The sequence below is a fragment of the Sulfuricurvum sp. genome, from assembly GCF_049587615.1.
Lineage (GTDB): Bacteria > Campylobacterota > Campylobacteria > Campylobacterales > Sulfurimonadaceae > Sulfuricurvum.
This window is the reverse complement of record NZ_JBAVEF010000054.1, coordinates 1-6,691: the sequence shown is the minus strand read 5'-3', so window position 1 is coordinate 6,691 and position 6,691 is coordinate 1. Positions and strand designations below refer to the sequence as shown.

The window sequence follows — 6,691 nt, the reverse complement described above, 5'->3', positions numbered from 1 at the left end:
GCAAACGCAGTGTTGCGCTTAAAGGACAACCATCCACATCAACTTTAAAGCCTGTCGGGGTATCGGGACATTTGTCTTGCGGATCGAAAACACCGTCATGATCACTGTCAACCGGAGCAGGGCAAATTACAGGCACAGGTACAGGTTTAGGCTCCGGTGCAGGTTCTACTTTAGGTTCTGGTGCAGGTGCTGCTTTCGGTTCTGGTGCAGGAACGACAGCCGGAGTTGCTTTTTTATCAAAGTTAAATGTCAAACCGGCTAATGCTGCAACATTATGGATTGAACCCTCACTAGTACCGCTGTCTCCATGATTTACTTTAAACCAGTATATCCCTTCTAATTTAAGAGCGATGCGCTCAGTTAGCTCAATTTTTGTTCCAAGGCCAACGTCAGCAAGGAATCCGTTATAGTCTGAATCAAGGGCTCCTTTTTCAGCTTCATATCCGAGACCAGCTTTTACAAAAGGTTTAACGGCGGTAATAGTCTCAATGTCATAAACACCATTTACCATCCCTGTGAAGATGTGGGATTCCGGTCTTCCAGTAATTCTGTCTTCGCCATAAAGCAAACTAACCTCTGGTTTAATACCAGCAAATTCAAGCTTATTAAATTGCGCTTCAAGACCAAAAATGGTATGATTTTGGATCCCACCCATTTCTCCCGTATCATCGTTATACGCTTTATTCCAAAGATATCCGGCAACAGGAGTTACTTCGTAGTTAAAATCACTTGCGCTAACCAATGTAGCTGCAAGTAATACGGACAGCGTGAATTTTTTCATTTTAATCTCCTTCTTATCTGTTTGATAATTAAACATAGTATCGTATAGTTATAATTAAATTATGGTAATAAATGTGAATTAATTTATGAGGTATTATTTAAAGTGAGTGTATACGATTGGTTGTCCATTTAAGAACGGCACTATAAATCGTATTTTATCCCTCTTTGTGATAGAGTATTTATATTAGAAAATCTAGGAGCGTGGATGGAACATAGTTATCAATTAGCGATAATCGGTGCGGGACCAGCGGGGATAGCGACAGCGATTGAGAGTTATGCGTTGGGAATGCGTGATATTGTGCTTCTCGAAAAAGATGAAAATCACAATGCCACGATCCGAAAGTTTTACAAAGACAACAAACGGGTAGACAAAGATTGGAAAGGGCAAAAAGTCGAGCTCGACGGAACTATTTATTTTATGGACGGAACCAAAGAGAGCACCCTGGATTTTTTTGACCAGCTTTTGGATAATGAAGTTGTGGAACTTCGAACCCACACGGAAGTACAAAAAATAATAAAAATCGAGAACGGCTTTGAGATATTTATTGCCGGCGGCAGCATTAAAGCCGCATACGTTGTGGTAACGATCGGCCGAATGGGAAAACCCAACAAGCCCGATTACAAAATTCCCCCTTCGATTAAAAATCAAGTCCACTTTACCTTAGACGGCTGCAGCAAAGGGGAAAAAGTTATGGTAGTCGGCGGCGGCGATTCGGCGATTGAGTATGCGGTTGATTTGTGTGAGAAAAATGAGGTGAGCATTTGCTATCGTCGCGGAACGTTCCGTCGTGCCAACCCGACCAACCAAGGCGATATCGAACGGGTTATCGGGAATGGAGCGGTGAGAGCGCTTCTAAATACTGAAATTACCGAGATTGAAAGCGAGAGCGGAAAAGTTAAAGTGGTGTTTAGCGACGGTACGTGGGAACTGTTTGACCGGATTGTGTATGCGATTGGAGGTACAACGCCCAGCGGCTTTTTGCAAAGCAGCGGTATCCGCGAAGAAGACGGCAAACCGGTCCATGATGAAAATTATCAAACCAATATTCCAGGCCTTTTTGTTGCCGGAGATATTACCCAAGAGTCGGGTGGTTCCATCGCGCTTGGGCTTAATCACGGTTTTGCGATTGCTAATTACATACAATCGTTGTAAAAGTATTCGTCATTCCCACGTAGGCGGGCATTGTGCCCCCTGCGGGTAAATCTAGCTTTATTTTATGGGGGATGGATCCCCGGGTCAAGCCCGAGGATGACGGGGAAAAAGCTTACGGTATGGGATTACCCTTTTAGTATCGGTTCACTCTGATGGCTTAACGCACCATCGGGGGTGAAAAGGGTAAGTTTGATCGTCGTATGGAGATATTCGGAGGTGACGAGAGGATCAAATTGCTCATCTTGAAAAGCGGCAATTTTGGCATTATGGATGATCTCTTCGAGGAGCGGACGGCTCAGTGATGTTGTTCGTGCGGAGCCGCGAAGTTGATTATCCAGATAGAGGGTGATTTCACACTCCATCGGTTGAGATAGAACGGGGTAGTTTTCGAGGAGTTCGATGCGGTCGATAGAGGTTTGCGCTTGAAGTACCTCTTCGATAGAGGCTCGGGCAATGGTTAATAATACCGATTGTGACATCCAACCCTCCTTATCTGTGTCGTTTATGCCGTTATTATAACTTACTTATCTTCAGGTGTCGCAGCAATTTCAAATCCGAGATTCTTCAGCATCATGAGATCCGTATGGGCTTCGCGTCCGGCAGTCGTAAGGTAGTTACCGATAACAATGCTGTTGGCACCCGCTTCGAAAATCTCATGCTGACGCTCTTTAAAGGTGATTTCCCTTCCCCCGGCAATCATGATCCGATCGGCTTTATCAAGGATTTGGCGGGCAAGGGTGATGAGATTGAGAGATTCATCGATCGTGAGCGGACTCGGGCTCAGCGGCAATGCCGGATTGTGGTGATAAAAGTTGAGCGGAACCGAGACGGGATCCAGCTCTTTAAGGGAATAGAGCATACTGACGCGATCTTCCTGTGTCTCTCCCATCCCAAATATTCCGCCGCTGATCAGTTTGAGTCCGGAGCGGTTGACGTTTTCGCAGGTCTCATACCGCTCATCCCACGGGTGGGTTGTACAGACTTCGGGATAAAACGCCCGGCTGGTTTCAAGATTATGGTTATACGCACTTATTCCGGAGCGTTTAAGCTCATTTAGTTGTTCCAAGGATGCAGTGCCGTTACAGGCGATGAGACGTAAACGGGGGACTTCGCGTTTGAGCGTAGAGGCAACATTACAGACAAACTCGAGCGTTTTATCATCCAGCCCTTTTTGGGCGGTAACGAGACAAAATCCCAAGGCTCCGAGCGCTTCAAGCCGTCGTGCTTCTTCGAGTATTTGATCCATCGGTTTTTGTTTATAGCGCTCGATATCGGCTTTGTATTTGACGCTTTGGGAGCAAAATTTGCAATCTTCATTGCAAGTTCCGCTGTTAATATTGCAAATGGAGCAAAGAAATATTTTCTTAGTCATTAGTATCCTTATTTCGTCATTATCGGACTTGATCCGATAATCCAGCTGGATTCCCGCCTTCGCGGGAATGACGGTAAATTATTTACGCCCTTTCAAAGGTGTAGTGACGCTCATCAAACGTATCGCTCCCGACCGGGCGGGAATAATGGGTGACGCGAAACATGGTGTCGGTGATCTCCAGCATCGCTCCACTGGAGAACGGTTTTTCTCTGGCGCACGCTTCTCCCGGGTTGAGGAAAAGGGTACGGTTTTTAAAATCACACTCAAAAACATGGGTATGGCCGAAAATGACCACTTCGGCATCCGCATTCATATAAAAGGGGAGATGCATCAGTTTGAAAGTGGCGCCGCCGAGTTTAAAATAGTGAGGCTCTTGGACAAGATTGTACTTGGTATGATACTCGATCAGTGCAGCATCGTTATTACCGTATACGGCGACATAACGAAGACCGCTGTTTTTCAGCTGTTCGAGGATTTCGGGTTTGACGATATCCCCGCCGTGAATCAAAAATTCCGCACCGTTCGCGACGAGATGATCGATGACTTTTTGCGAGCGCCCTTTTTTAGAGTGGGTATCAGACAAAAGCCCGATTTTCATAAAACATCCTTGGATTGCTTCGTCGTTTTACTCCTCGCAATGACACTCATCACGAGCGCAGCACGGCGATCCATTTTATTCGCCACTCTCTTCTCGCGGTGTGCGGTCTTTGCACTTGACACACTCATAGACCTCTTTGTTACGGTAGGTTCGCGGTGCTAAAGCTCCGCCGCACCCTTCAACCTCACATTTTTTGTCACTTGGCTCAAATTTGGAAATAAATTTACATTTAGGGTAATGTTCACATCCCCAAAAGGCACCTCGGCGTGATTGACGCCATAACAGTTTTCCGCCGCATTCAGGACACGGAATCTCGGAGGTTTTTTGCTCGGCGAGGGTTTTGGTGTTTTTGCATTTCGGATAGCCGCTGCACGCTAAGAACTTTCCGTTACGCCCGTTTTTAACCACCATCGCACTGCCGCATTTGTCGCACACCTCTTCGCTTACTTCATCGGGAGTGGCTGGGTTCTCTTTCTGGTTTTCTTCGGTTTGTTCGGTGTATTTACACTTCGGAAAGCCGCTGCACGCGATAAACTCACCGAAACGTCCGGAACGGAGCAGGAGTTCGCTGCCGCACTGAGGGCAGTTGCGTCCGAGGGGTTTCGCCATTTTAAGACTGACGATATTGGTTTTTCCCGCATCGATTTTTTCGATAAACGGATAATAAAAATCGAGCAAAATTTTATGCCACGACTTACCGCTCTCAGAAATCTCATCGAGGGTCTCTTCCATCGTTGCGGTAAATGAGGCATCGACGATCTCTTGGAAATGGGTTTCCAGCATCTCGGTAACGGTAAACGCGATTTCGGTCGGGACAATCTGCCGTTTTTCTACCTCAATGTAATTGCGGGCCTGAAGGGTACTGATGGTTGGAGCATACGTCGATGGACGACCGATCCCTTCGGATTCGAGTTTTTTGATGAGGCTCGCCTCGGAGTATCGTGCCGGCGGCTCAGTAAAGTGCTGTTCGGGGGTGATCGTTTGGATCTCGATGGAATCCCCTGTCGTCAAGGAAGGGAGGAGCTTATCTTTGTCATCGCTTCCGGTTACACGGTAAAATCCGTCAAACAAGAGTTTGCGCCCGGTAGCACGATACTGTGCTTTTGGAGATTCAAAGGTGATGCTTTGCTGTTCAAAACGGGCATCGTTCATTTGGCATGCCAAAAAGCGGTTGTAGATCAAACGATAGAGTTTGATCTCATCGGGTTTAAGGTACGTTGCCGCCACTTCAGGGGTGAAAGCAAGCATGGTCGGACGGATCGCTTCATGCGCCTCTTGAGCCCCTTTGGATTTTTTGGTATAGACCTTGGCGTTTTCGGGAAGATACGCTTTGCCGTAACGGCTCAAGATCACTTCTCTCGCCGCTTCGACCGCTTCAGCGGCAAGGTTTAGAGAATCGGTACGCATGTAGGTGATAACCCCGCTCGTGCCGTCAGGTGTTTTAACCCCCTCGTACAATGCCTGTGCAACCATCATGGTCTTTTTCGGAGAGAATCCGAGCTGCGAGCTGGCGGTTTGCTGGAGGGTTGATGTCATAAACGGCGGAGGGGTGGAAGATTTGCGCTCTTTGGTCTCGATTTCACCGACGGTAAAATGTTCTGCTTTGAGCGTTTCTACGATCCGCTTGGCCTCATCAGCGGTTTTGATCGTGAGCTTATCGATTTTTTCATTTTCAAAATGGACGAGGGTTGCTTCGATATCCGTTTTGAACAGGGTGTCGATAGTCCAGTACTCTTCGGGGACGAAGGCGCGGATTTCGCGCTCACGGTCGACGACGATTTTTAGCGTTGAGGATTGGACACGGCCTGCAGAGAGCCCTTTTTGGATTTTGCTGGCCAGCAGGGGAGAGAGTTTATACCCTACGATCCGGTCGAGCAGACGTCGCGCCTGCTGAGCATTGACACGGTCCATATCGATAACGCGCGGAGTCTCTAATGCGTGAATAATCGCATTTTTCGTGATCTCATGGAAAACGATACGGGGGAGTGATTCAGGATCTTTATCAATTGCGTGGGCGATATGCCAGCCGATGGCTTCTCCCTCACGGTCTTCATCGGTCGCGATGTAGATGGTATCGCTTTTTTTTGCCAGCTCCTGGATTTGCTTGACGGTAGCGGTACTGTCTTCGCTGATACGGTATTCGGGGATCAGGGTTTCGTTGTCGATTTTAATTCCGAAACGGTTTTTCGGAAGATCCCGAATATGCCCTTTGGAAGCGATGACTTCGTAATCTTTGGAGAGAAAGTTTTTGATGGTCTTGGCTTTGGCCGGAGACTCTACGATGATAAGTTTCAAAAAGCAAATCCTAAACGTTTATTTTCTGCCTCGGAAGAGGCAAGCTTTAGTAGCCTAAGCGGCTAGCGTAGGTAAAGGGGCTTTGCTCCTTTGCCGTACTATAATTAATGTATTTTCGAAAGTGTAACAAAAAAAGTTGCAAAACTGTTAAAGTTTCTTTTTTATTCTCCGATATAGTTGGTAACAGCAAGGATGCTGAATTAACTTAAGAGCTTTGTCTCTTCGATAAAAGGATTTATCATGGGTTTCAGAATTAACACAAACATTGGTGCGATGAATGCACATGCCAATGCTACGATCAACAATCGCAGTATGGACAGTTCATTGTCTAAACTATCAAGCGGTCTTCGTATCAACAGCGCGTCGGATGATGCTTCTGGGATGGCGATTGCTGACAGTTTACGTTCACAGGCAAGTTCACTAGGACAGGCTGTTGCCAATGCGAATGACGCGATCGGGATCGTTCAGATTGCGGACAAAGCAATGGATGTAC

Annotated in this window: 6 protein-coding genes and 1 pseudogene; 2 read left to right on the top strand and 5 right to left on the bottom strand. The window is 46.9% G+C overall.

Annotated elements, in window-relative coordinates:
* Positions 1-781 (bottom strand): outer membrane protein (locus WB308_RS11060; RefSeq protein WP_424191478.1); only part of this gene is annotated, 781 nt, incomplete at its 3' end.
* A gap of 204 nt (positions 782-985) precedes the next feature.
* Here WB308_RS11060 and WB308_RS11055 point away from each other — a divergent pair.
* Positions 986-1,933 (top strand): NAD(P)-binding domain-containing protein, encoded by a 948-nt coding sequence (locus tag WB308_RS11055; protein WP_424191476.1) that lies wholly within the window; start codon positions 986-988, stop codon positions 1,931-1,933.
* A 125-nt stretch (positions 1,934-2,058) separates the two neighbouring features.
* Here the strand turns inward: WB308_RS11055 and WB308_RS11050 are convergent, their stop codons facing one another.
* The 4 genes from WB308_RS11050 to topA all read right to left on the bottom strand — a co-directional run bounded on the left by WB308_RS11050 (position 2,059) and on the right by topA (position 6,198).
* On the bottom strand, positions 2,059-2,412 hold the full coding sequence (locus WB308_RS11050; protein ID WP_424191474.1) for an AMMECR1 domain-containing protein: 354 nt from the start codon (positions 2,410-2,412) through the stop codon (positions 2,059-2,061).
* A gap of 41 nt (positions 2,413-2,453) precedes the next feature.
* Entirely contained in the window at positions 2,454-3,305 is an 852-nt protein-coding gene (locus WB308_RS11045; RefSeq protein WP_424191472.1) for a biotin synthase, read from the bottom strand.
* 82 nt (positions 3,306-3,387) lie between these two features.
* Positions 3,388-3,903 carry a metallophosphoesterase family protein gene (locus tag WB308_RS11040; RefSeq protein ID WP_424191470.1) on the bottom strand — a complete coding sequence of 172 codons (516 nt, stop codon included), beginning with the start codon at positions 3,901-3,903 and terminating at the stop codon, positions 3,388-3,390.
* 75 nt (positions 3,904-3,978) lie between these two features.
* The gene (gene topA, locus WB308_RS11035; protein ID WP_424191468.1) at positions 3,979-6,198 is read right to left on the bottom strand and encodes a type I DNA topoisomerase; all 2,220 of its coding nucleotides are present in this window, start codon (positions 6,196-6,198) and stop codon (positions 3,979-3,981) included.
* A gap of 240 nt (positions 6,199-6,438) precedes the next feature.
* Between topA and WB308_RS11030 the strand changes: the two are divergent.
* Positions 6,439-6,691, top strand: a pseudogene (locus tag WB308_RS11030) (flagellin); the annotation flags it as partial.

What these genes read in the sequence shown, in the direction of transcription:
- WB308_RS11055 (WP_424191476.1), top strand. Translation starts at nt 986, where the DNA reads ATGGAACATAGTTATCAATTAGCGATAATCGGTGCGGGACCAGCGGGG.
- WB308_RS11050 (WP_424191474.1), bottom strand. Translation starts at nt 2,412, where the DNA reads ATGTCACAATCGGTATTATTAACCATTGCCCGAGCCTCTATCGAAGAG.
- WB308_RS11045 (WP_424191472.1), bottom strand. Translation starts at nt 3,305, where the DNA reads ATGACTAAGAAAATATTTCTTTGCTCCATTTGCAATATTAACAGCGGA.
- WB308_RS11040 (WP_424191470.1), bottom strand. Translation starts at nt 3,903, where the DNA reads ATGAAAATCGGGCTTTTGTCTGATACCCACTCTAAAAAAGGGCGCTCG.